The following is a 23,053-nucleotide window of genomic DNA, read 5'->3' as shown; positions in this document are numbered from 1 at the left end:
TGACGGAGTGGGGCACAGAGGAAATCGAATGGACCTGATCGCCAACCGCATCTCCCATTGCTTCGGCGATCTCGCCGTGCTCGACGACGTCTCCTTCACCGTCGGTGCCGGCGAGGTGGTGGCGATCGTCGGTCCCTCCGGTTGCGGCAAGAGCACGCTGCTGTCGATCCTGGGCGGCCTCTTGCTGCCGACCTCCGGCGCGCCCGAGCTGCGTGGCGCGCCGCCGGCGGACAGTCTCAATCCGCTCACCTTCGTGTTCCAGGATTTCGCGCTGCTTCCCTGGGCCACGGTGGAGGAGAACGTCGAATTCCCGCTGCTGCACACCCAGCTCTCGGCCGCACAGCGCCGCGCGCTGGTCGAGGACGCCCTGCGCCGCACCGGCCTGACCGATTTCCGCAAGACCTATCCGAAGCAGCTCTCGGGCGGCATGCGCCAGCGCGTCGGAATCTCCCGCGCGCTTGCGGTGAGGCCCGCGATCCTGCTGATGGACGAGCCGTTGTCGGCCCTGGATTCGCAGACCCGCGAGCTCCTAATGGAAGACTTCGTTCGCCTGCTCGCCGACGGCGGCATGGGTGCGGTTTACGTCACCCACAATCTCGAGGAAGCCGCACGACTTGCCGACCGCATCGTGGTGCTGTCGCGGCGGCCGGGACGTATCCGCGAGGTCGTGGCCGTGCCGATGACGCGCGCGGCGCGCGGCGAAGCGGCGGCGCGCGAAAGGCTGCTTGCGCTCCAGAACCAGATCTGGTCGCTGATCCGCAACGAGGCGATCGACGCTGAACGCGAGGTCCAGCATGCTTGACCGCGCGCCGGCCGAAATTGCGAAGGACACTGCGACCCGGCGCGTCCGCTTTCGCGGCGCCGGCTTCGTTCCGGCGAGCAGCCGCTTTGGCGGCTGGATCGCGCTCGCACTAGTAATCGCCATATGGCAGGCCGCCGGCAGCACCGGCCTGGTCAATCCGCTGTTCCTGCCGGCGCCTTCGGCGATCGCGCGCGCGATCTACCGGCTCGCGATGTCAGGCGCGCTCTGGCAGCATCTGTCCGCCTCGCTCTTGCGCATCGGCGTCGGCTGGCTGCTGGGGACAGTGGCCGGCGTCGCCGTCGGCTTCGCCATCGGCTTGTCGCGTCTCGCACGCAGCGTCGGCATCACCTTCATCTCGGCTCTGTTCCCGATCCCGAAGATCGCGCTGTTGCCGCTGTTGATCCTCTGGCTCGGCATCGGCGAAGAGCCGAAGATCGCGACCATTGCGTTAGGGGTGTTCTTCTCGACCGCGATCTCGGTCTACAGCGGCGTCGACGCCGTGCCGCGCAACCTCATTCGAATGGCACAGAGCTTCAACGTGCCGTTCGCAACCATCGTGCGCAGGGTGATCTGGCCGGGCGCGCTGCCCGCCATCCTCGCCGGCTTCCGCATCACCGCCTCCGTCGCGCTGCTGCTCGTCGTCAGCGCCGAGATGATCGGCGCGCAATACGGCATCGGCGCCTTCGTGCTCCAGGCCGGCAATCTGATGCAGACCGATCAACTGCTCGCGGGCGTGGTGATCCTGTCGGTGTTTGGACTTGCGGTGGGGAAGGTGATCGGCTGGCTGGAAACGCGGCTGCTGCACTGGCGGTGAATTCCGCTGTCGTCCCGGCGAACGCCGGGACCCATACCGCGTGATCTGTCTGGGACGAACGTCACAACGGCGAAGATCTTCGTCAAACTTCTCCCTGGGGCTATAGGTCCCGGATCTGCGCTTCACTTGTCCGGGACGACATCGAGGGTGAGGCCAATACCGCGACCCTCACGCGTTGCCGCGATCCTCGCGAAACAAATCGAGCTTCTGCTGCACCGGGCGATCCGAGAAGCTGAACAGCACGGCGTCATCGTCCGCTTCGTGCGTCACCCAGTGCCAGCTCGGCACCACGAACAGATCGCGCGGGCCCCATTCGAAGACAGTATCGCCGATCCGGCTGCGCCCCTTGCCTTCGATCGGGCAGAACACGGTCGCGTCCGTCGCCCGATAGCGCGCGGTCTTGAAACCCTTGGGCAGCAGTTGGATGAACGTGCCGATGGTCGGCATCGCGAAATCGCCGGTCTCGGGGTTGCTGAACTTCAGTTTGAGCCCGTGACATGCGTCCCACTCCTGGCTCGCGCGGGCCCTCTCCAGCGCTTCGCGCGTGTAGGTGTAGGGATAGCTGAAGATCGGCGAGGTCTTCGAGCTCCGCTTGACGTCGACGGGCAGCAGATTGTGACCGTAGCGCGCGAAGCTGTCGCCCGCGGGCTTCGTGATCTTCTGCTGGTCCTCTTTCGAGCCTTCCGCAAAGGAGCAGTCGAAGAACTGCACCAGCGGAATGTCGAGGCCGTCGAGCCAGAACATGGGCTGATCGGTCTCGTTGGAGTGATCGTGCCAGGTCATCGACGGCGTGATGATGAAGTCCCCTCGCTCCATCGCGGTACGCTCGCCGTCAACGGCGGTATGGGCGCCCTTGCCTTCGAGCACGAAGCGCAGCGCCGACTGGCTGTGCCGGTGGGCCGGCGCGACGTCGCCGGGCACCACCATCTGCACGCCGGCATAGAGCGAGGTCGTGATCTTGGACTGGCCGCGCAGGCCGGGGTTCTCCAGCACCAGCACGCGCCGCTCAGCTTCCTTGGCCGTGATCAGCTTGCCGGCCTCCGTCATGTAGTCGCGGATGACATCGAACTTCCAGAGGTGAGGACGACAGGCGCTTCTCGGCTCCGGCGTGATCAGGTCGCTCATCACCGTCCAGAGTGCGGTGAGATTTTCGCCGTCGATCTTCTTGTAGAACGCCTCGCGTTCCGGCGTCTTGGTCACGGCTTCCATGGCTGCTGCTCCCGATCGTCTTGTTGATTGACAGTATACTGACGATCTGGCTAGCGTCAACGTGAGGAAGGGCATACAAGGTCACCGTCATTCCGGGGCGGCTCGAAGAGCCGAACTATGGTGCGCACTTGCGCACCTGAGAATCTCGAGGTTCCGGGTTCTCGCTTCGCGAGCCCCGGAACGACAGATAAACGGGGAGGTCTCGATGAAGCTGCACGGCTATTTCCGCTCCAGCGCCGCCTATCGGGTGCGGATCGCGCTGAACCTGAAGGGGCTCGGAGCCGAGCATCTGCCGCATCATCTTCGCAAGGGGGAGCAATGCGCGCCCGCTTATCTCGCCATCAACCCGCAGGGTCTCGTGCCCGCGCTGGAGAGCGAGGGCGGCACGGTGCTGACCCAATCGGTGGCCATCATCGAATGGCTCGACGAGACACACCCCAATCCGCCGTTGTTGCCGAAGGATCCGCTTCGCCGCGCCAAGGTGAGGGCGTTCGCGCTCGCGATCGCCTGCGACACCCATCCGGTGCAGAACCTGAAAGTGCTGGCGCGGCTGCGCGAGCTCGGCCTGCCCGAGGAGAAGGTCCAGGACTGGGCGGCCTGGGTCAATCGCGAGGGCCTGTCGGCCTGCGAGACGCTGATCAGGGACGAGCCGGGCCCGTTCTGCTTCGGCGATGCGCCGACGCTTGCCGACCTCTGCCTCGTGCCGCAGCTCGCCAATGCGCGCCGCTTCGGCGTCGAAGTCTCCGCTTATCCGCGTCTGCTCAAGGCCGAGGCCGCCGCGAAGGCGCTGCCGGCGTTTGCCGATGCCGCACCGGAGAAGCAGCCCGATGCCGAGTAAGCCTGCCGCTCCGATCACGATGGACGCGGTCTATGCCGCGCCAGGCTATCTGTTCCGGCGCATGCAGCAGATCGCCGTCTCGATCTTCATGGAGGAGTGCAAGGCGTTCGATCTGACCCCGGTGCAATATGCCGCGCTGATCGCGATTCATACCCACCCCGGGATCGACGCGACGCGGCTTTCGGCGGTGATCGCCTTCGACCGCTCCACGCTCGGCAGCGTGATCGAACGGTTGCAGGCCAAGGACTATATCGAGCGCAAGCCGGCACCCGAGGACAAGCGGATCAAGCTGCTCTATCTCACCAAGTCAGGCGCGGCGATCCTGCGCGAGATCATCCCCGCCGTCGAACGCGCCCAGGCGCGCATGCTGGAACCGCTGCAGCCCGCTGAGCGCAAGGCGCTGATGGGGCTGGTGATGCAACTCGTCGACCTCAACAACGAGGCCTCGCGCGTGCCGCTGCGGGCCGAGGACGCGCTGGAGCATTTGGGCAAGACCGGGTGAGGAGAGTGTGGGGCGATACTGTCGCCTCATTCTCCGCCGTCGTCCCGGACAAGCGAAGTGCCGAGCCGGGACCCATACGCCGCAGCAGGAGTTTGGCGAAGACAGGCGATGACCATCTCGCGAAACAATTGCTGCTGCGGCGTATGGGTCGCTGCGTTCGCAGGCACGACACCGAGAGTGAGGCGGCGCCATTGGCTACATCCGCAGCAACGCCTGCCGGTCGATTTTCCCCGTGCCCGTCTTCGGCAGCTCGTCGATGAAGATCACCTCGCGCGGATATTTGTACGGCAACAGCTTGCCTTTCACATAGTCCTGCAGCCTGCGCGTCGCCTCGCCCCGGTCGACAGCGCGGTTGTTCATCACCACCACCGCCTTCAGCGTCATCCGCCGGTCCGGCAATTCGGCCGCGAACACCGCGCATTCGCGAATATCGGGGTGGTCGGCGAGACACAGCTCGACCTCGAGCGGATAGACCCATTGGCCGGAGATCTTGATGAGATCGTCGGCGCGGCCGCGGAAGAAATGGAAGCCGTCGGCATCGCGGACGAAGCGGTCGCCGGTGTAGATCCAGCCGCCCTCGCGAATGGTTTCCGCGGACTTGTCCGGCCGGTTCCAGTACAGCGGCGTGTTCGAATCGCCGCGGACCCACAAGATGCCCTCCTCGTTGTCGCCGACCTCGTTTCCGTCCTTGTCGCGCAGCGCGACCTCGTAGCCGGGCACGCACAGGCCGGCGGCGCCAAGCTTTTTCTGCCCCTCGCGATTGGACAGGTAGATGTGCAGCACCTCGGTCGAGCCGAGGCCTTCGACGATCTCGAGCCCCGTGAGTGTCTTCCAGCCGTTGAAGACCTCCGCCGAGAGCACTTCGGCTGCGGAGAGCGCCAGACGCAGTGACGAGAAATTCGTCCTGTCCGCGCCTTCGGCCCTGGTCAGCGAGGTGTAGAGCGTCGGCAGGCCGAAGAAGACCGTCGGCTTGTACTGCTCGATCGCCGCGAAGATCGACGCCGGCTTCGGCTGGCCCGGCAACAGCAGCGTCGCGGCGCCGCCCGAGAACGGGAAGGTGACGGAGTTGCCGAAGCCGTAGGCGAAGAAGATCTTCGGCACCGAGAAGCAGATGTCCTCCGGCGTCAGCTTCAGCACGTTCTGCGCAAAGGCGGCATCGGTGTAGGCCATGTCGTGCTGCAGATGCACGATGCCCTTGGGCCGTCCGGTCGAACCGGAGGAGTACATCCAGAACGCCATCTCGTTGCGGTGCGTCGGGGCTTCCGCCAGCTCGGTCGGGAACTGCGCGAGCCAGCTTGCCGCCGCGACCGCCCGTGGCGCCGCGTGATCGCCCGCCTCGCCATTGGCGACGATCAGCATCCGCAGCCCGGTGTCCCTGCAAGCTTCCGCATTGAAGCGCGCCGCGAACTCGGCATCCACGACCGCAACCGGCGCGCCGGAATCGGCGAGATAGAATTGCAGCAGATCCGGCGGCGTCAACGTGTTGATCAGAAGCGGCACGAAGCCGGCACGAACGGCGCCGAAGAACGCGGCCGGGTAGGCCGGCGTGTCGTCGAGGAACAAGAGCACGCGGTCGCCGCGCTCGAGGCCAAGCGAGGCGAAGCCGTTGCCCCAGCGGCAGGCTTCGCCGCAGAGCTCGGCATAGGTCCGCATGCCTGCCGGGCCCATGAGCGCAGGCTTGTCGCCGCGGCCCTTGCCCAGATTGTCGAACAGCACGCGGCTGGCATTGTAGATGTCGGGAACGGCAAAGCCGATCTCGCGCGCGCCCGCGCCATCCGCGGGCACCCGGTCGAAAATCTCGTTGCTCATGCGGCATCTCCGCCGTTCTTGTCCGCCTCGTAGCGGGCCATGAAGGCCGGCGACATCGCGCGCAGCCGGGAATCGTCGATGCGGCCGGAGCGGGTGATGTAGCTGTAGGCGAAATCCAGCAGGGGAAGCTTCATGTGCTCGGCGAAGTGCTCGTACCAGAACGCACTCGTGCGCGCGGCGTCGACGAGCTTCTGTACGATGGGCTTGCGCGCGGCCTGATAGCGATGCAGCGCGGTCGCAAGGTGCACATCCGATTCCAGCGCCTTGACCAGCGCGATCGCGTCCTCGATCGCGAGCCGCGTGCCCGAGCCGATCGAGAAATGTGCGGAATGCAGCGCGTCGCCGATCAGCACCATGTTCTTGAACGACCAGTGCTCGTTCCAGACCCAGGGGAAGTTGCGCCAGACCGACTTGTTCGACACCAGGCAGTGGCCGCCAAGCGTGTCGGCGAACACCTCCTCGCAGACACCCTTGGACTGCTCGACGTCCTTGTAGGCGAAGCCATAGGCCTGCCATGTGGCGTGATCGCATTCGACCAGGAAGGTGCTCATGCCCGGCGAATAGCGGTAGTGATGGGCGTTGAAGGCGCCGCGGTCGGTCTTCACGAAGGTCTGCGACAGCGTGTCGAAGCGTTTCGAGGTGCCGTACCAGACGAACTTGTTAGAGGAGTAGGACAGCGAGGTGCCGAAATCGCCCTCAAAGGCGCGGCGCACCAGCGAATTCAGCCCGTCGGCGGCGACGATCAAATCGTGGCCGTCGAGCTGGTCGGTTGTCTGGATCTGCGTGTCGAAGCGCGGCGTGACGCCGACATCGAGCGCGCGCTGCTGCAGCAACTTGAGGAGCTCGAGGCGCCCGATCGAGGAGAAGCCGACTCCGTCGATGGCGACGCTGTCACCGTGCAGGTTCAGCGTGATGTTCTCCCAACTCTCCATATGGGGGGCGATCGCATCGACCGTCTCGGGGTCGTCGGCGCCGAGGAACTCCAGGGCCTGGTCGGAGAAAACGACGCCAAAGCCCCAGGTCGCGTCGGCCGGGTTCTGCTCGAACAGGTCGACTTGATCCTCGGGATGACGCTTCTTCCAGAGATAGGCGAAGTAGAGCCCACCGGGCCCCCCGCCGATCACGGCGATCCGCAACGTCTGCCTCCCTAATTGACAGTATACTTACTATCTAGGGGTAGACTAATGTGCTCCGGCGCCCGGCGCCAGCGGAATTATCGGCAAAGGCGGGCGCGCCGAAGCTCTCCCTCGGGGCGCGCATTTGGCGCGTGTCCGAAGCAGTCTCGTGCAAGCATAGCCAAGCCGAACCGGATTGGCCACCCGGGCGGCGTCAGACGCAGCGCTTCACATAGACCCCGTTCACCAGCACCCTGGTGCAACGGACCGCGGGCACGGGCTTGCGGACCACGACGGCCGCGTTCGGACCGGCGCAGCCGGCGCGATAAACGCCGCGGGCGCACACCACCGCATTGGCATCATTGGTCTCGAACGTCATGGTCGCGGCGAAGGCGAAGAGAGCAGAAGCGATGAGCAGCAATGAACGCATGTCGTCCTCCCAGTCTTGTCGTCATCGAAATTGCGCCTCGAGAAAGTACCTGCGAAGTCACGCCTCGGCGTGCGAACATTCGGTCGCGCATGCCGCAATTCATTTTCTTGCGGACGAAAATCGCCCGCTCCGTCTTATCTCGCGGCGAAAGGCGCGAGCACGTCCCTGCAGGCCGGCGAGAGCGATGCCGCCCGGTTGGAAATGCATTGGATGATCCGGCCGCCTCCCGGCGCCACACCGGCGCAGAGCGTGCGGATATCGGCGCCGCAGGCCGACCGGACGATGAACAGTTCCTCGCGCGGCAGCAATGGCCGCAGCACGATCGTGGTCGGCGCCGCGGCGGGCGCGGCACCTGCAGGCGCCGCGGTAGCCGCCGCACCGCCGGATGCCGCGCTCAGCGCGCTTTGGCAGGTCGGCGAGACCCTTGCCTTGTTCTTCTCCAGGCATTCGAGCGCGGGGGCGCCGCCCGGCGGCACGCTGGCGCAGACTTTCGGATAGTCGGACCGGCAGGCGCTCTTGATGGCGGAGACCTGCGCGCTGCTCGGTTGTTTGGCGGGAGCAGCCTTTGGCGCCGCCGCCGGCGCGGCGGGCTTGGCAGGCTCGGCGGGGGAAGGGACAGGCGCCGCCTGGACCTTCGGCGCAGCGGGCGTTGGTTCGACCTTGGGTGCAGCCTCGGTTTTCGGCGCGGCCGGAGCGACCTCGGTCTTCGAATCTGCGGCGGGCTCGACGGCGCGAACCGCGGTCTGGCATCCCGATGACAGGCTCGAAACGTTCTTCTTCAGACATTGATACGCCTCCACGCCGCCCGGCGTCACGCTCGAGCAGTGCGCCATGAAATCCGAGCGGCACGCGGACCGGATCGCGCTCTTCTGCGCGTCGGTCGGCGCCTGCGCAAAGATCGGTGTTGCGGTTGCGAACAGCACTGCCGCCAGCAACGTGCTGCGTGTGGAGCCATGCTTCAATATCGCGAACATCTGGATGACTTCCTGCCCTATGGATCGAGCGCTCGAACCGCCGTTCGACGCTCTTAAAAAGGTGATGCGATTGCAATCGTTGCGAGCCGGGCGATGCACGGCATCATTGGCCGCTTTGTCCGCCATCGCAAGCGGATTGTGGCCAAAGACGACGGAGTGCCGGCGCTAGAGTTTCACCATGCGCTTGCCGCGGTTCTCGCCCGCGAGCAATCCGATCAGTGCTTTCGGCGTATTCTCGAGGCCGTCGATGATGTCCTCCTGCACCTTCAGCTTGCCGGACTTGACCCAGGCCTGCAGGTCGGCGAGCGCGCGCTGGCTCTCCTTCATGTAGTCCATCACGATGAAGCCCTGCATGGTCAGCCGCTTCACCACGATCAGCCCTGGCACGCCGCGCGGGCCGTGCGCGGCAGGCGCGCCGTCATATTGCGAGATCGCGCCGCAGCAGGCGATGCGGCCGTAGTTGTTCATCTGCGGCAGGCAGGCTTCCAGAATGTCGCCGCCGACATTGTCGAAATAAACGTCGATCCCCTTCGGCGCGGCCGCGCGCAGCGCCTTGAACAACGCGCCATCCTTGTAGTCGACGGCCTCATCGAAGCCGAGCTCGGAGGTCAGCCAGTTGCATTTGTCGGCGCCGCCGGCAATGCCGACCACATGGCATCCCTTGATCTTGGCGATCTGCCCGACGATCGAGCCGACCGAGCCGGCCGCCGCGGAGACCACGACCGTCTCGCCCTCGCGGGGCTTGCCGATCTCGAGCAGGCCGAAATAGGCGGTGAGGCCGGCGATGCCGAACACGCTGAGCAGATGCGTCATCGGTTCGAGCTTCGGCATCTTGGTGAGATGCTTCGCCGGCACCGCGGCAAATTCCTGCCAGCCGGTGTCACCGAATACGATGTCGCCCTCCGCAAGCCCCATTGCCTTCGAGCTGACGACCTCCGCGATGGCGCCACCGGCCATCACGCTGTTGGCTTCGACGGCGGAACGATAGGTCGCGCCGTGCATCCAGGCACGGTTGGCGGCATCGAGCGAGATGTATCGCACGCGCAGCAGGGCCTCGCCGTCTCTTGGTTCCGGCATTGCGCTCTCGACCATCCTGAAATGTTCGGGACCGAGCTTGCCGCTGGGCTTTTCGACCAGAAGAATCTGGCGATTGACATGTCCGCTCATGGCGTTTCCCTCTTTGACGGTCTTGACGATTGTCGATGCAGCCCCCGTAAATAAAACGTGCAGGCCGCATGCCTTGTGCGCTGCATGAAGGCTAGATCGCTGCGTTCCATTTCACAACGGGAACATCCTGAAAACGCGACCACACGCAAAGCGTGTTGCGTCGCTGTGATATCTGCGACATCATGAAACGTCGGTGTAAGCGCGCCTTCCGCAAGCTCGGCTCCTTCCGAGGTCGGCACGGTCCTGCGATGTCGAGGCAGGTCATCGCTGTTTGCGCCGGGGCGACCGACAGGACCAGGATTTGCGACAGCGTCTTCGAGCCTAGCGGCTTCTCCCTGAAACCCCCACGCAGTTGCTATGGTGACGAGGCTCGGTATTCCGGGCCTCCTTTTTTCGGCGGAGGCGGTTCACGCACGATATGGCGGCCCGGCACCGGCAGCTCAGTGCGCTGTCTCGAAGATCCGATCCAGCGCCGCGTCATAGGTCGCCCGGACCAGTTCGGGATGGAGCCGTCCGAGAGCCTCCATCATCACGCCGGAATTGATCTCGAGCACGCGCCAGATGCCATCGACCCGGATCACGTCGATCGAGGCGAAGGTGATGCCGATGAAGCTTGCGGCGTCGATTGCGAGCCTTGCGCAGACCGCGCGAACCTCGCCCTCATCAAGGAGGATGGGCTTTGCGCCGGCGTCGAGATTGTGTCGCCAGGTCAGGAGGCGCCGTTCGCCTCTGGGGACGATGGCGTTCAGTTCGCGCGCCGCGAGTTCGCGCAGATGCCTGTCATGTCCCGCCGCGCTCGCCAGCTCACGCAACGTCCGGACGCCATCGCCGACGACCGACGGCCGTTCCTTGCGGTAGACGATCATCGGCTTGCCATCGAGCGCGATCACGCGGACCTCCTCCTCGATCTCGACATAGGGTGAGATCACCAGCCCAAGGCTGGACGAGAAGATCTCGGTGACGGCGCGGTCGAGCTCGTCGCTGTTCGTCGCCTTGAACACCGCGCGTCCGGACGTGCCCTCGTTCGGCTTCATCACCACGCCTTGCGGATTCTGGGCAAGCAGTGCCAGCATGCCCTGGCGCCAATCGGCACCGGCGACGTGCACGCCCATGCTCGGGTTGAGGAAGAGGTGATGGGGAACGCATGGCACGCCCGCCAGCGCCAGCGCCTCGGCGGTGGCCGATTTGTCGTTGGCAAGGCGGTGGGCGATGGCGCTGTTGAGGCCGATGTCGTAGCCGAAGGCGAAGCGGCGTATCTCGCCCCTGTTCATTGCGATCAGCCAGCCACTGGCGCGGACGTCGACTGCGATGCCGCGGTCGGCGCAATAGCGCCGGATTGCCTGAACGAAGATTCGCTCGCCGCTTGCCATGGTCCTTCGTCGTTCCTGTCGCAACAGCCGCAAAAATGCGGAATCGGCGCCAATCGGGATGAAAATCAGAACTATTCTTAATGAAATTCTCGCGAGTGCGACGGAAATTAAGTGCTCAAACCAGGCATCGGAGGGGAAGGAAATTGCCTTCCACACCTCCCCGGCAGCAGATTCATCGATGATGTGACCGGTTCTGCCGCAAATGCCGGTTTGACCGGCATCAATTGCATCCGGAACGAGGTTGATTATTGGTCTCAATGGCGTAGATCACACACGCGAAATCCTCCGCCATGGCAGATGGTGTCCGCCCCGTTTTCAGGGCCGGGCAGCGCTTTTGCCCTAAAACCGCAATTATTCGGAATATCGAAAATCATGAGCGCGTTTTACCGAGAGAAGGTTCTTTCCGTCCAGCACTGGACCGACACGCTGTTCAGCTTCCGTGCCACCCGCGACACCGGCTTCCGCTTCCAGAACGGCCAGTTCGCCATGATAGGCCTCGAGGTCGACGGTCGTCCGCTGCTGCGCGCCTACAGCATGGCGAGCGCCAACCACGAGGAAGAGCTCGAATTCTTCTCGATCAAGGTTCAGGACGGCCCGCTCACCTCGCGTCTCCAGAAGATCAAGGAAGGCGACACCATCCTGGTCGGCCGCAAGGCGACCGGCACGCTGATCACCGACAATCTGCTTCCGGGCAAGCGGCTGATGCTGCTCTCGACCGGCACCGGCCTTGCGCCCTTTGCGAGCCTGATCAAGGACCCCGAGGTCTACGACCAGTTCGAGAGCATCGTGCTGGTGCATGGCTGCCGCCAGGTCTCCGAGCTCGCCTATGGCGAGAAGCTCGTCGCGACCCTGCGCGAGGATGAGCTGTTCGGCGGGCTGCTCGCGGACAAGCTCGTCTATTATCCGACCGTGACCCGCGAGCCGTTCAGGAACCGCGGCCGCATTACCGATCTCATCAGCTCCGAGCAGATCTTCAACGACATCGGCCAAGGCCCGCTCGACATCGAAACCGACCGCATCATGATGTGCGGCAGCCCGGCGATGCTCGAAGAGCTGAAGGCGATGCTCGAGAGCCGCGACTTCGTCGAGGGCTCCGGCAATAAGCCCGGCCATTTCGTAATCGAGAAGGCGTTCGTCGAGCGCTGAGCTCGAGCCACGCTCTCGTGCCCCCGGACGCAGTGCATGCGCCTTTTCGGCGATGCGCTGCAGAGCCGGGGCCCATTTCGCCATAGCGTGTGCTGTTGCCTTCTGCGCGTCCCGGGTCTGCGCTGGCGCTTGCCCGGGACACAGCTAGTTTGCGGCCGCTGTCGGCAGGCTTTGTTGCGCTGCAAAATCTATCCTCTCGGCTGATTGATTTGTCTCGACCAAATTCGCTAGCCTGAAACAAGGGCCGCGTCATATCCGTATGACAGGCGAGGGCGTATCGTACCGCCTCATGCTGGCGAGAGGATGGGAATCGTGGCCGACGACAACAAGACGCAGCAATCCCCCAAACGCCTGCCGCTGGCGGAAGAGGGGATCATGGAAACCCTGCTGCTGCCCTTCTCGCCGCGCTTCATCGTGCTGACGATCTGCGCGGTGGTCACCGCGCTCCTGATCGGCATCGGCATCGCCGACCGCAAGATCTTCGACATCCTGCTGGTCCCGATCCTGATCTTCGGCGCGCTGACCCTGCTCGGCGTCCGCGATCTCCTGCAGAAGAGCCATGCGGTGCTGCGCAACTACCCGATCTCCGCGCATATCCGCTTCCTGCTCGAGGAAATCAGGCCGGAGATGCGGCAGTATTTCTTCGAGAGCGAGAAGGACGGCATGCCGTTCTCGCGCGACACTCGCGCGGTGGTCTATCAGCGCGCCAAGATGGAGCTCGACAAGCGCCCGTTCGGCACCCAGGAGGACGTCTACCGCGAGGGTTACGAGTGGATGCATCACTCGGTCTCGCCGACGGCGCATGCCAAGGAAAAATTCCGTGTCGTGATTGGTGGGCCGGATTGCGCAAAGCCCTATTCGGCCTCGGTGTTCAACATCTCGGCGATGAGCTTTGGCGCGCTCAGCCCGAATGCGGTGCGGGCGCTGAATGCCGGTGCCAGGAAGGGCGGCTTCGCGCACGACACCGGCGAGGGCGGCGTCAGCCCCTATCACCGCGAGATGGGCGGCGACATCATCTGGGAGATCGGCTCGGGCTATTTCGGTTGCCGTCATATCGACGGCACCTTCGATCCCGAGGCGTTCGCGCGCGTCGCCTGCGAAGACCAGATCAAGATGGTCGAGCTCAAGATCAGCCAGGGCGCCAAGCCGGGCCATGGCGGCGTGCTGCCGGCGGCCAAGGTCTCGGAGGAGATCTCCAAGATCCGCGGCGTGGCCATGGGCGAGGACTGCATCTCGCCGGCCTCGCACCGTGCCTTCTCCACGCCTGTGGGCATGATGCAGTTCATCGCCGAGATGCGCCGCCTGTCCGGCGGCAAGCCGGCCGGCTTCAAGCTTTGCATCGGCCATCCCTGGGAATTCCTGGCGATCTGCAAGGCGATGCTTCAGACCGGCATCTATCCGGATTTCGTCGTCGTCGACGGCAATGAGGGCGGCACCGGCGCCGCGCCGCTGGAATTCATGGATCATCTCGGCATGCCGATGCGCGAAGGCGTCAATTTCGTTCACAACGCGCTGGTCGGGATCAATGCGCGCGACCGCATCAAGATCGGCGCTTCCGGCAAGATCGCCACCGCCTTCGACATGGCGCGCGCGATGGCGATTGGCGCCGACTGGTGCAATTCGGCGCGCGGCTTCATGTTCTCGCTCGGCTGCATCCAGTCGCTGAGCTGCCACACCGACCGCTGCCCGACCGGTGTGGCGACGCAGGACCCGACCCGGGCGCGCGCGCTCTACGTGCCGCTAAAGATCGACCGTGTGCACAATTACCACCATGCGACGCTGCATTCGCTGACCGAGCTGATCGCCGCCGCCGGCCTGACCCATCCGCAGCAACTGCGCCCGATCCATTTCAGCCAACGGACGTCGACGACCCAGGTGAAGTCCTTCGCGCAGCTTTACCCGGCGCTGCGGCCCGGCGAGTTGCTCGAGGGGACGGAAGATTCGCGCTTCCGCGACGCCTGGAAGATGGCGCGGGCGGAGACGTTCCAGCCGGCGCCGTGAGATGCCGGCCGCGGCAGGCAGGTGCGGAGGCCGTAAATTAGTCGCGAGCGGAGCGTAGGCTTAACGCTTGATTCAACTTTGGTCGTAAATTGCGCCTATGGACGAGCGACGTAGCAAGGCGAGGCATCGCGTGCTGAAGGCCGGAACCATCGAGTTCGGTGGCGGCGCGATCGACTGCACTGTTCGCAATCTCTCGGATACCGGCGCTGCGCTCGACGTCACCAGCCCGGTGGGCATCCCTGAGCATTTCACCCTGTTCGTCCAGGTCGATGGAAGGCATCTGTCCTGCATCGTGGTCTGGCGCAAGGAAAAGCGGATCGGCGTGAAGTTCGGGTGAGGGCTTCGCGCCTGTCCGGTACGCCGGCGGAGAATTCAGCTCACGCCGCAGCCTGCTCGCCCCGCCGTGTTGCCAGGATCTTGTCGATCCTGCGCCCGTCGAGATCGACCACCTCGATGTGCCAGCCGCCGAAGTCGAACGCGTCGCCGGCGTTGGGCAGCGCGTTGAACTGCTGCAGCACCAGGCCCGCCACCGTGTTGTAGCGATGCGGCGGCAATTCGACGCCGAGCAGCTCGCCGAATTCGTCGACCGGCATCCAGCCGGAGATCAGGAGCGACGAGTCGGCGCGCCTGACATAGGCCGGCTCCGGCGGTCCCTCCTCGGAATGGAAGGCGCCGACGATCGACTCGAGGATGTCGGAGGCCGTCACCATGCCTTCGAAGGCGCCGTATTCGTCATAGACGAGGCCGACGTGAACCGGAGCAGCTTTCAGGATGGTCAGCACGTCGCGCGCATCGGCCGATACCGGGATGCCGGGCGTCTCGCGCACGAGCGCGCGCAGGTCGGGGTTGCGCTCGTTCATATAGGCAATCAGCAGGTCCTTGGCCTGGAGCACGCCGATCGGCGTGTCGCGATCGCCGTCGGAGACGGGGAAGCGCGAATGCGGGCTCTTGGCTATGATCGCCTGGATGGCGGCCGGATCGTCGTTCAGGTCGATTTCGTCGACCTCCGTGCGCGGCGTCATGACCGCGCCGACCGGCCGATCGCCGAGCCGCATCACGCCGGCGATCATCTCCTTCTCGCCGGGCTCGAGCACGCCCGCGCTCTCGGCCTCGCTGACGAGGTGATGGATCTCGTCCTCGGAGACCTTCTCCTCGGCCCTGCCGCCGCGGCCGAGCAGCGTGAGGATCAGCTTTCCGGAGACATCGAGCAGGAAGACGAGCGGCAGCGATATCTTCGCAAGCGCGTGCATCGCGGGCGCGACCAGAACGGCGATGCTTTCGGGATCGCGTAGCGCGACCTGCTTCGGCACCAGCTCGCCGACGATCAAGGTGGCATAGGTGATGAGCGTGACCACGATGCCGACACCGACGACGTCGGCAAGCCCTGAGGATAGGCCGAGTTCGAGCAGCCATTGCGTCAGCCGCTGCCCGAGCGTCGCGCCCGAGAACGCGCCGGAGAGCACGCCGACCAGCGTGATGCCGATCTGCACCGTCGAAAGGAACTTGCCGGGATCGGCCGCCAGCGTCAGCGCCGGCTCGGCGCCGCGCACACCCTTGGCCGCGAGCAGCGACAGCCGCGCCGGACGCGACGAGACCACGGCCAGCTCGGACATGGAGAGCAGGCCGTTGATGACGATCAGGACGACGACGATGACGAGTTCGAGCGAGAGCATTGACGTTCCAGAGGTAAGCAAGTGTGGCCGGATGGCGGCGCAAGCCATTGATATAGGTATTCGGTGAGGAAGTGCCGGCAATTCTGCGCGTTCGTCACCTCCGGGAACTCGTGCGGGACAGCGTTCTCGGCGCCCTCCGCGACGACCTGACACTCCGCGGAACTACGGATCGTTGCTTAACGAGCCCTTAGTGGCCGCCGGCTAGGTTTTCGACATTGCAGAAATAGGTTCGGGGACCCAAGATGCGGATCGGGAAGCTTTTCGCGCTGTCGATGCTGACGGTGACGGTATTTGCAGTCATCCTTGGCGCCGAGGTGCTGATACCCCAGACCCGCATCTTCACCAACCGCTCCGACGCGATCAAGACCGTCGACGCCTTTGGCGCGACCCTGATGGCCAGCCAGCACGTCGCCAGCCTTCGCGCTCCCTATATCGGACCGATTTTCCAGGAAGGCGCTGCGACGCAGGCGCAGCTCGAAGCTGCCACGAAGGCTGCGAAAGCTGCCGAAGCCGGCTTCGAGGCCGCAAGGCGCGCCGTCATGGTGCTGGACGACGGCGGCGCAATTGCCGAGAATCTCGACCGTGCCGCACGGCGGCTGAAGGAGATCACCACCGCGGCCGGTCGCGCGATGGGCGTTCCCCTGGCGGCGCGCGACAGCGTCGCGACAAAGGGCTTCCTGCCCGGTATCGCCGAGGTCATCGGCAACATCGAACCGGTCATGAACCGGCTCGAGGCGAAGGTCATCAATGCCGATTCCTCGCTTGCGGCGCTGTTGAATCTGGCGCGAACGGCGCAGGATCTGCGCGTATCGGCCGGCAACCGCGCGGCCACGCTGTCCCCGGCGCTCTCCGCGCGCCGTCCGCTCACCGCGGCCGAGCTGTCGCTGATGGAGCGCATGCAGGGACGCGTGGAGGCCGATCGCGAGCGCATCGAGGCCGGGATCGAACAGCTCGGAAATCCCGCCCGCATCGCTGCCGCGCACAAGGCGGCAACGGAATCCTATTTCGGACAGGCAGCGGTTGCCGTGGACAAGGAGATTCCTGCAGCCCGGAGTGACGGCAAGTACGGCGGCACTGCCGAGGAGCTGGCGAAGGTCATCGTGCCGGCGATCCAGATGTTCTACGGCGTGCGCGACGCCGCGCTGGCGGAAGCAGCCGAGCGCGCCTCGGCCGCGCGCGACGGCGCGCTGGCGATGCTGGCGCTCGCCGGTGTCGCCGTGTTGGCGCTGCTCGGGACGCTCGGTGGCGTGACCACGATGCTGCGCCGGCGTGTGGTGATGCCGCTTGCGAAGCTCGCCGACGTAATCGGGATGCTCGCCGCCGGACAGCACGAGGTGGAGATTCCGGCGACGGGCCGCAACGACGAGATCGGCCAGGTCGCGGGCTCGCTCCAGCACTTCAAGGATTCGCTCGGCGCCAAGAAAGCCGCCGACGAGGCCGCCGCGGTCGAAGCCGAAGCAAAGCTCCGGCGCAGCCAGCGCGTGGACCAGATCGCGCGCGAGTTCGAAGCCATGATCGGCGACGTCGTCAACACCGTCTCGTCGGCCTCTTCGGAGCTGGAAGCGTCTGCGGGAACGCTGACGAGCACGGCCGAGCAATCGGAGAAGGTCACCGCGACCGTGGCGGCCGCCTCCGAACAGGCCTCCACCAACGTGCAGACCGTCGCTGCGGCAGCCGAGGAGATGGCCTCGTCGGTCGACGAGATCAGCCGTCAGGTCCAGGATTCCGCGCGTATCGCCGGCGAGGCGGTGCAGCAGGCGGGGCGGACCAACGACCATGTCGGCGAGCTCGCCAGGGCCGCGGGCCGGATCGGCGACGTCGTCGAGCTCATCAGCCAGATCGCGGGCCAGACCAATCTTCTGGCCCTCAATGCCACCATCGAGGCGGCGCGCGCCGGCGAGGCCGGACGCGGCTTTGCCGTCGTCGCATCCGAGGTCAAGGCGCTGGCCGAGCAGACCGCCAAGGCCACCGGCGAGATCAGTCAGCAGATATCGGGAATCCAGACCGCGACCGAGGACTCCGTCGGCGCCATCAAGGCGATCGGCGACACCATCACGCGCATGTCCGAGATTGCGTCCGCAATCGCCTCGGCGGTCGAGGAGCAGGGCGCCGCGACGCGCGAGATCTCACGCAACGTGCAGCAGGCCGCGCGCGGCACCCAGCAGGTCTCCGCCAGCATCGTCGACGTGCAGCGCGGCGCGAGCCAGACCGGATCGGCCTCCTCCAATGTGCTCACGTCGGCCAAATCGCTGTCCGGTGAGAGCACTCGCCTCAAGGCCGAGGTCGGCAAGTTCCTGGACGCGATCCGCGCCGCGTAAGGAGCCGTATTAGACTGGATCGATGCGCGCCAAGGACAGGAACACCTCTCCCGGAGGGTGAGGCGAACCGGCGGCTACGACCTGATTTCATCGCGCTCGCGTCGCGCTCAGAACTCGCCGTGCAGCCGCCCCGAAAACACCGACACCGGACCGCGGTCGGCGTTGTAGGCGGGGTTGGTGATGAGCTGGTAGTCGGCGGTGAAGGTCAGCGCCTTGTTGAGCGCATAGGCGTAATAGGTTTCCAGCACGCGTTCGCGGCGGTAGTTGAGCCGGCCATCGCCGATCAGCGGGCCGAGACCACCGGCGGCGATGAAGTCGCGGTGATCCTGCGACAGGGCGTTGACGGCGCCGGCGATCGCGACCACGTCGTCGGGCCGGCCCCATGTCGTGCCTTTGACCGAGACGCCACCCGACAGGCTGCGATCGATGTCCGTGAAAGCCATGATCTCGTTGCGGCCGTCGTTCCAGCTCCAGCGGCCGAACAGGCCGACGTCGTCGGTGATGGCCTGTTCGAGGTTGAGCGCGTAGCCGTATTTGATACGGCCGCGGCGGGTCTGGCTGATGTCGACGCCGAATGCCGGATTGTCCAGCGTTTCGCGATAGCTGCCCGCAAAGGCGCTGTTGACGAAGCCGAGCGTGCGCAGCTTGCCGGGCTGGCCGAACAGCGAATAGCGCGTTTCGAGCTCCATCACATATTCGCCGCGGCGGCCGACGTTCATGTCGAAATTGCTGGAGTTCGATTCCGCGCCGATCAGGAAGTAGCCGGCGCGCAGCGCCCATTGCTTCTGGTTGAACTCGGCGGTGGCGCCATAACCGAGGCCGAGCTTATCGGCGGCATAGTCGAAGGCGCCGGACGCCCAGATCGACCAGTTCATGAAATCCTTGCGCGGATCGTGCGCATAGGCATTGCCGTCGAACACGTCGACCACGGAGAACTTGCCGACCTGCAAGGTCAGGCGCGAGACGTCGACCTTGCCGGCAAGCTGAAGCTGGCCGCTGGCCAACTCCTCCTGCTCGCCGCCGAAGCCGAAGGTCTGGCGCACGAACAGGCGCGAGGCGTTGAAGTGCGGATAGGGGAAGCCGGACTTTTGCGCTTCGCCGTTGGGAAAGCCCGCCGCGCCCGTCGTGTTGTTGAAGCCGAAGCCCTGGAGCAGCTCGGGATTGAAATAGACCTCGCCGCCGTCCCACAGCCGCGCATTCAGATAGAGCGAAGTGCTCCAGGTCTGCTGAAAATCCGGCGACGGGAGCAGGCTGTTCGGTCCGGTATAGGGCGCGCGGAACGCCGGGTAGCCCTGCCCCAGCGCGGTTGACTGGCCGTGAATCTCCCAGCGGCTGGACTCGGTGTCGATGATATCCGACTTCGGATTGTAGGTCGGCACGCCCGGCCAGTCGATCTTGCGATTGAGGCCGATGCGCAGGCTATGGAAGTCCATCGACGAGGAATATTGCCCACCGGAGGGGAAGGTGACGCTGGCGTTCTCGAACTTGCTGTAGAGATATTCGAGCCGCGCGCTCCAGTGCGGCGCGAAGGCATATTCGGCGCCCCCACCGGCGGTCCAGCCGAACCGCGTATGCAGCACCTTTTCTTCAACGCCGCCGTTCGGCGTCGAGAGAAAACGCTCGCCGGCGAAGGCCGCGCCGCCGGTGGCGTAGAACAGCCAATTGCCGCTGGCGTAGCCGAGCCGCGCGCGCAGGCTCGCGACATAGTCCCAGCGTTCCTCCGCGAACGACAGTGCGGTCCCCGCCGATGACACGACGTGGTTGGAGGGGAGGTAGTTCGGAAACGAGATGTCGCCTTCGACGCCGAGCAGCAGGCCCGAATTGAAACGCCAATTGTAGCCGGCCTGGACGCCGCCCGTCGCGCCCGTGAAGACGTTGTTGTCGGTTGCGAACGTGGGATCGGTCAGCGTCGCCGCGGAGGTGCCGCGGGTGACGCCGGCATGCGCACCGATATAGAGGCCGGTCCAGTCATAGACCGCTTTCAAGGCCGGCGCCTTCAATGGCAGATCGGCCGCGCGGCCGGCGGTGGGAAAAGCCAGCACGCCCGTGGCAATCGCCGCGGCCGTTCGCAAGCACCGGTGTCTGTGACCTTTCAACGCCAAAACGCACGCCCCCAAACCGCGAATCTATTCCACCCGCCGAGATATCCCTGCCGATTCGCGGCGCCCTGTCATCAGGTCTCAGTTGTCCACGCGATCGGGCGAGATGATCTCGATCCGCGTATCCCAGTCCCAAGTTCCCGTTGCTACATTATTGCGATTAATTCGCATTTGCAATTGAGGGGATTGGCGCGATGGATGGTTCGCACCACTATGTGACGGGAGTGCAACAACTGCCCAAGGGGAAATGAATGACCCGCCCGGGGGGACAGCCGGGCGGGGCCGGGGCACGACACGGGGTGGATGAGGCGCCCGTGTCGGACGCAGGATCCACGAGATCGGCCTCAGATACTCGAATCAGTAGCAGGTGCGAACGCGGCCGACGTACTGCCCGAAGGCGTTGTACTGGGCGACCCAGCCACAGCGGTGATAGCCGTGGTAATAGGGGTCGTTGCTGGCGGCGATCGCGGAGCCGACGACGGCGGCGGTGGCGATGCCGGCACCCACGCCCCAGACCCAGCCGGGCTGCTTGGCTTCGGCCGAGGAGGTGGTGGACACGATGCTGCCGGTCACGGCGAGGGTAGCGAGAGCGACGGCGGCGAGCTTGGTCTTGATCGACATGTGAAACTCCATCCCGGGGTTGAGGCGGTCCGTTGTGGTCCGCGTGCCCAGTTGGACGGAGGCTCTTCGCGTCCGGTTCGAAGACCGGAAATGTGGCTCCGGAGACTCGATCTTTCCTGAATGAATCCAGGAGGATGCCGGCTAGCCGAGGGGGCCCTTGGCGAGCCTGTTCACGTCGAAGTTATCGACTTCAGTCAGCAACTCGCAGAAGGCGCGCGCGCCATGATCGAGCAGTTGCTCGCCCTTCTCAGGGAGCGCCAGCGTCGCATTGCCGACTGCGCCGCTGACATTGAGGTCCTGCGCCTGCCAGGCGAACGGCGCGGGGCGCTGCGTCGACAGCCAGTGATATTGCTGCTCCATCCCGATGCTGCTCGCGGGAAAATCCGCGATCGCATTCATGCGGACCTGGTCCGGATAGCGCGCCAGCATGATCGAGGTCTCGACCGCGCCGCCGTGAATGCCGTGGCGCACCTCATCGGCCGGGAACAGTTTGTCCGCGCCCGACAGCCGCGACCATGACGTCGTCACCACGAACAGTTTCTGGTGCGCGCGTAGGTCCTGCGCGACCAGCATCATCGCCGCGCTGTTGCCGCCATGGCTGGTGATGATGACGAGCTTCCTCACCCCGCGGCGCGCAACGTCCTCGCCGATCCCGGTCCATTTCTTCAGCGCAACTTCGGTCGGCAGCGTCTGCGTGCCCGGATAGTCGATATGCTCGGTGGAAATCCCGACCGGTTCAATCGGGAGAAATCCGGCTGGAATGCTCTGGGGCAACAGCTCGCGCACGCGCGCCAGATACGCCTCCGCGATCAGCACGTCGGTCGTGAGCGGCAGATGCGGTCCGTGCTGCTCGGTCGCCGCCAGCGGCAGCACCGCGATCCAGCGCGATACGTCGGCAGTGCCCGCATCGGCCCAGTTGATATCGATCCAGTCGCGGGGCGGCGTCTTCAAGGTTTCTTTGCCCGAATTTGTCACGTAGTTTGGGGTATGAGGGGACGCGGGCTCGGCCGGCTCGCGTCCCCTGATATCTTGCGGTTCTATCGCGTTGGGCTGGCATGAGCCAGACGTGATTGGGCCAGAAGCGATCGACGGAGTGCCATCATGACCCCCTCTCATTTGCGGCGAGCGTTAACGGCGGGCTTCATGGCCGCTTTCGTCACTCTTGCGCCAGCGCGGGCCGAAACGCTCGACAAGGTCACCTTCGGCACCAATTGGGTCGCCGAGGCCGAGCATGGCGGCTTCTTCCAGGCGGTCGCCGACGGCACCTACAAGAAATACGGGCTCGACGTCACCATCGTCCCCGGCGGGCCCAACGAGAACAACCGGATGCTGCTGATCGCCGGCAAGATCGATTTCTTCATGGCCGCGAACACGCTGATGTCGTTCGACGCGGTCGCCAACAACGTTCCCGTCGTGACCATCGCCGCGATCTTCCAGAAGGATCCGCAGGTGATGCTGACCCAGCCGGACGCCAAGGTCGCCAAGATCGAGGACCTCAAGCCGCTGACGCTGTTCGTCTCCAAGGAGGGCATGGGCAGCTACTTCCAGTGGCTGAAATCCGAATACGGCTTCAGCGAGAAGAACGTCCGCCCCTATAATTTCAATCCGCAGCCCTTCATCGCCAACCCCAAGAGCGCCATGCAGGGCTACGTCACCTCCGAGCCGTTCGCGGTGGAGAAGGCCGCCGGCTTCAAGCCCAACGTGCTGCTGCTCGCTGACTACGGCTTCAACACCTATTCGACCCTGATCGAGACCCGCCGCGACATCGTCGAGAAGAAGCCCGATCTGGTTCAGCGCTTCGTCGATGCCTCCATGATCGGCTGGTACAATTACATCTATCGCGACAATTCCGCCGGCAACGCCATGATCAAGAAGCTCAATCCGGAGATGACCGACGATCTGCTCGCCTATTCCGTCGCCAAGATGAAGGAACACGGCATCGTCGATTCCGGCGACAGTCTCAAGAACGGCATCGGCGCGATGAGCGACGAGCGCTACACATCCTTCTTCAACAAGATGGTGAAGGCCGGCGTCGTGAAGGCGGATCTCGACTTCCGCAAGTCCTACACGCTGCGCTTCGTCAACAAGGGCGTCGGCATCGAGCTGCGCCCGAACAAGCCGTAACGCATGCGGATGTTCGACCACGATGTGTCGGCATCATTCAC

20 protein-coding genes are annotated in these 23,053 nt (G+C 64.9%); 9 read left to right on the top strand and 11 right to left on the bottom strand.

Going from position 1 to position 23,053, the window contains the following annotated elements; all coding sequences use genetic code 11:
* Positions 1–28 precede the first annotated feature (28 nt).
* On the top strand, positions 29–802 hold the full coding sequence (locus tag XH87_RS27550; RefSeq protein WP_271589635.1) for an ABC transporter ATP-binding protein: 774 nt from the start codon (positions 29–31) through the stop codon (positions 800–802).
* Entirely contained in the window at positions 795–1,616 is an 822-nt protein-coding gene (locus tag XH87_RS27545; protein WP_271589634.1) for an ABC transporter permease, read from the top strand. The genes XH87_RS27550 and XH87_RS27545 overlap by 8 nt, the downstream gene beginning before the upstream one ends.
* 168 nt (positions 1,617–1,784) lie before the next feature.
* On the opposite strand, the gene gtdA is transcribed toward XH87_RS27545, so the two are convergent.
* Complete coding sequence (gene gtdA / locus XH87_RS27540; protein WP_271589633.1) at positions 1,785–2,825, bottom strand: gentisate 1,2-dioxygenase; 1,041 nt, start codon at positions 2,823–2,825, stop codon at positions 1,785–1,787.
* Between the two features lie 205 nt (positions 2,826–3,030).
* On the opposite strand from gtdA, the gene maiA reads away from it, so the two are divergent.
* Positions 3,031–3,663, top strand: a complete 633-nt coding sequence (gene maiA, locus XH87_RS27535; protein ID WP_271589632.1) for a maleylacetoacetate isomerase — start codon at positions 3,031–3,033, stop codon at positions 3,661–3,663.
* Positions 3,653–4,165 (top strand): MarR family winged helix-turn-helix transcriptional regulator, encoded by a 513-nt coding sequence (locus tag XH87_RS27530; RefSeq protein WP_271589631.1) that lies wholly within the window; start codon positions 3,653–3,655, stop codon positions 4,163–4,165. The genes maiA and XH87_RS27530 overlap by 11 nt, the downstream gene beginning before the upstream one ends.
* Before the next feature lie 195 nt (positions 4,166–4,360).
* Here the strand turns inward: XH87_RS27530 and XH87_RS27525 are convergent, their stop codons facing one another.
* The 6 genes from XH87_RS27525 to XH87_RS27500 form a co-directional block, all read right to left on the bottom strand.
* On the bottom strand, positions 4,361–5,974 hold the full coding sequence (locus tag XH87_RS27525) for a benzoate-CoA ligase family protein (protein WP_271589630.1): 1,614 nt from the start codon (positions 5,972–5,974) through the stop codon (positions 4,361–4,363).
* Positions 5,971–7,110 carry an FAD-dependent monooxygenase gene (locus XH87_RS27520; RefSeq protein ID WP_271589629.1) on the bottom strand — a complete coding sequence of 380 codons (1,140 nt, stop codon included), beginning with the start codon at positions 7,108–7,110 and terminating at the stop codon, positions 5,971–5,973. The genes XH87_RS27525 and XH87_RS27520 overlap by 4 nt, the downstream gene beginning before the upstream one ends.
* A gap of 193 nt (positions 7,111–7,303) precedes the next feature.
* Positions 7,304–7,519, bottom strand: coding sequence for a hypothetical protein (locus tag XH87_RS27515; protein WP_035708335.1), 216 nt, complete (start codon positions 7,517–7,519; stop codon positions 7,304–7,306).
* A gap of 134 nt (positions 7,520–7,653) precedes the next feature.
* Positions 7,654–8,493 carry a cysteine rich repeat-containing protein gene (locus XH87_RS27510; protein ID WP_271589628.1) on the bottom strand — a complete coding sequence of 280 codons (840 nt, stop codon included), beginning with the start codon at positions 8,491–8,493 and terminating at the stop codon, positions 7,654–7,656.
* A gap of 165 nt (positions 8,494–8,658) precedes the next feature.
* The gene (locus XH87_RS27505) at positions 8,659–9,660 is read right to left on the bottom strand and encodes an NADP-dependent oxidoreductase (protein WP_271589627.1); all 1,002 of its coding nucleotides are present in this window, start codon (positions 9,658–9,660) and stop codon (positions 8,659–8,661) included.
* Between the two features lie 440 nt (positions 9,661–10,100).
* Positions 10,101–11,030, bottom strand: coding sequence for an ATP-grasp domain-containing protein (locus XH87_RS27500; protein WP_271589626.1), 930 nt, complete (start codon positions 11,028–11,030; stop codon positions 10,101–10,103).
* A gap of 372 nt (positions 11,031–11,402) precedes the next feature.
* Between XH87_RS27500 and XH87_RS27495 the strand changes: the two genes are divergently transcribed.
* The 3 genes from XH87_RS27495 (at position 11,403) to XH87_RS27485 (ending at position 14,514) form a co-directional block, all read left to right on the top strand.
* Positions 11,403–12,176: a ferredoxin--NADP reductase gene (locus XH87_RS27495; RefSeq protein ID WP_271589625.1), complete on the top strand. Its 774-nt coding sequence runs from the start codon at positions 11,403–11,405 to the stop codon at positions 12,174–12,176.
* A 303-nt stretch (positions 12,177–12,479) separates the two neighbouring features.
* Entirely contained in the window at positions 12,480–14,177 is a 1,698-nt protein-coding gene (locus tag XH87_RS27490; protein ID WP_193374138.1) for an FMN-binding glutamate synthase family protein, read from the top strand.
* Between the two features lie 97 nt (positions 14,178–14,274).
* Positions 14,275–14,514 carry a PilZ domain-containing protein gene (locus XH87_RS27485; protein WP_271589624.1) on the top strand — a complete coding sequence of 80 codons (240 nt, stop codon included), beginning with the start codon at positions 14,275–14,277 and terminating at the stop codon, positions 14,512–14,514.
* 40 nt (positions 14,515–14,554) lie between these two features.
* Here the strand turns inward: XH87_RS27485 and XH87_RS27480 are convergent, their stop codons facing one another.
* Positions 14,555–15,850, bottom strand: a complete 1,296-nt coding sequence (locus tag XH87_RS27480; protein WP_271589623.1) for a hemolysin family protein — start codon at positions 15,848–15,850, stop codon at positions 14,555–14,557.
* 242 nt (positions 15,851–16,092) lie between these two features.
* Between XH87_RS27480 and XH87_RS27475 the strand changes: the two genes are divergently transcribed.
* Positions 16,093–18,168: a methyl-accepting chemotaxis protein gene (locus XH87_RS27475; RefSeq protein ID WP_271589622.1), complete on the top strand. Its 2,076-nt coding sequence runs from the start codon at positions 16,093–16,095 to the stop codon at positions 18,166–18,168.
* Between the two features lie 107 nt (positions 18,169–18,275).
* On the opposite strand, the gene XH87_RS27470 is transcribed toward XH87_RS27475, so the two are convergent.
* The 3 genes from XH87_RS27470 to XH87_RS27460 form a co-directional block, all read right to left on the bottom strand.
* Positions 18,276–20,240: a carbohydrate porin gene (locus XH87_RS27470; protein ID WP_271589621.1), complete on the bottom strand. Its 1,965-nt coding sequence runs from the start codon at positions 20,238–20,240 to the stop codon at positions 18,276–18,278.
* 384 nt (positions 20,241–20,624) lie between these two features.
* Positions 20,625–20,888 (bottom strand): hypothetical protein, encoded by a 264-nt coding sequence (locus tag XH87_RS27465; protein WP_271589762.1) that lies wholly within the window; start codon positions 20,886–20,888, stop codon positions 20,625–20,627.
* Positions 20,889–21,029: 141 nt separating this feature from the next.
* Positions 21,030–21,839, bottom strand: coding sequence for a creatininase family protein (locus XH87_RS27460; protein WP_271589620.1), 810 nt, complete (start codon positions 21,837–21,839; stop codon positions 21,030–21,032).
* Between the two features lie 150 nt (positions 21,840–21,989).
* On the opposite strand from XH87_RS27460, the gene XH87_RS27455 reads away from it, so the two are divergent.
* On the top strand, positions 21,990–23,012 hold the full coding sequence (locus XH87_RS27455) for an ABC transporter substrate-binding protein (RefSeq protein WP_035708369.1): 1,023 nt from the start codon (positions 21,990–21,992) through the stop codon (positions 23,010–23,012).
* The last annotated feature ends 41 nt before the right edge of the window (positions 23,013–23,053 follow it).

Source organism: Bradyrhizobium sp. CCBAU 53415 (assembly GCF_028128735.1).
Classification (GTDB): Bacteria; Pseudomonadota; Alphaproteobacteria; order Rhizobiales; family Xanthobacteraceae; genus Bradyrhizobium.
Note: the sequence above shows the minus strand (reverse complement) of the source record. Positions and strands in the feature narration are given on the sequence as shown.